Origin of the sequence: Rhodococcus maanshanensis NBRC 100610 (assembly GCF_001894865.1) — a bacterium.
In the GTDB taxonomy this organism is placed as follows: domain Bacteria; phylum Actinomycetota; class Actinomycetes; order Mycobacteriales; family Mycobacteriaceae; genus Rhodococcus_G; species Rhodococcus_G maanshanensis.
Window position 1 is genome coordinate 1 of record NZ_BCXA01000087.1, and the last position, 1,201, is coordinate 1,201.

The 1,201-nt window shown below is 63.4% G+C and carries 1 protein-coding gene; it reads right to left on the bottom strand.

What is annotated here, in order from left to right; all coding sequences use genetic code 11:
- Positions 1 to 83 precede the first annotated feature (83 nt).
- Positions 84 to 1,076: an IS481 family transposase gene (locus tag RM1_RS25780; RefSeq protein ID WP_072754435.1), complete on the bottom strand. Its 993-nt coding sequence runs from the start codon at positions 1,074 to 1,076 to the stop codon at positions 84 to 86.
- Positions 1,077 to 1,201: the final 125 nt, after the last annotated feature.

Consider the following 1,201-nt stretch of genomic DNA (forward strand, 5'->3'; position numbering starts at 1 on the left):
GTGATGTCCAGGGAGGTTGGTCCGGACTTTGTCCGGTGAGTCGACCTGACAGGTGAAGGCCTCCGGTTGTGAAGTGGAGCTGTCTAGGTGTACTGCCCAGGGACGTTGGTTAAGCGGCTGAAGGGAACGTTCCTTCCGATGGCGGAGTGTTGCCGGTGGTGATTGTAGGTGTGCAGCCACGCCGGCAGCGCTGATCTTCGGGTTCGTTCGGACTTGTAGTGGCGGGCGAATGCCCATTCGGCGGCAACGGTGCGGTGGAAGCGTTCGATCTTGCCGTTGGTCTGTGGCCGGTAAGGGCGGGTGCGTTTGTGTTTGACTGCCAGTTCAGCGCAGGTCTGCTTCCAGAGCGTGGAGCGGTAGCAGCCACCGTTGTCGGACAGGACCCGTTCGACCGTGACACCGCGGGAGGCGAACCAACTCACCGCCCGGCGCAGCACCGCAACGGCCGTCATCGCGGTTTCGTCGTCGTGGATCTCGGCGTAGGCGACTCGGGAGTGGTCGTCGATCACGGTGTGCACGAACGCGTGACCGAGCAGTTCATTGTGGTGTCGGCTGCGGGTCGTTCCGGGTGTGGCCAGGCGGTTCTTGCGGCCCTTCGCGCGTCCGACGAATCGCCAGCCGCCGCCGTTGGGGATGTTGCCGAGCTTTTTGACGTCGACGTGGATCATCGATCCCGGGTAGGGGTGTTCATAGCGGCGGATCACCTCGCCGGTGCGGATGTCGATGTGCGAGAGCCGGTTCAGGCGGCACCGCACCAGGACCGCATGGACTGTCGAAGCCGGCATGTTCAGCCGGGAGGCGATCGCTAGCGGGGATAGGCGCGTGCGCCAGCGCAGATCCACGATTCTGCGTTTGACCTGTTCCGGTGTGCGGTTCGGGCTGTGGTGTGGGCGGCTGGAGCGGTCGATCATGCCGACCTCGCCCATCTCCAGGTATCGCACGGCCCACCGCTTCGCGGTGGGCCAGGAGACATTGAAATGTTCGGCTGCCCGCACGACCGGCCAGCCGTCTTCGACGATGAGCTGGGCCAGCAGTAGCCGGCCCCTCGGAGTCAGGGGTGCATTAGCGTGAACCACGAAGGTCTCCTGTCGGTCAGTGGTTGTCTCAGCAACTTCCACTTCACGACAGGAGACCTTCGTGGTTCAACGACCAATCACAACGTGTCGTCGCAATCCCTCAACCAACCTGCCTGGGCAGTACA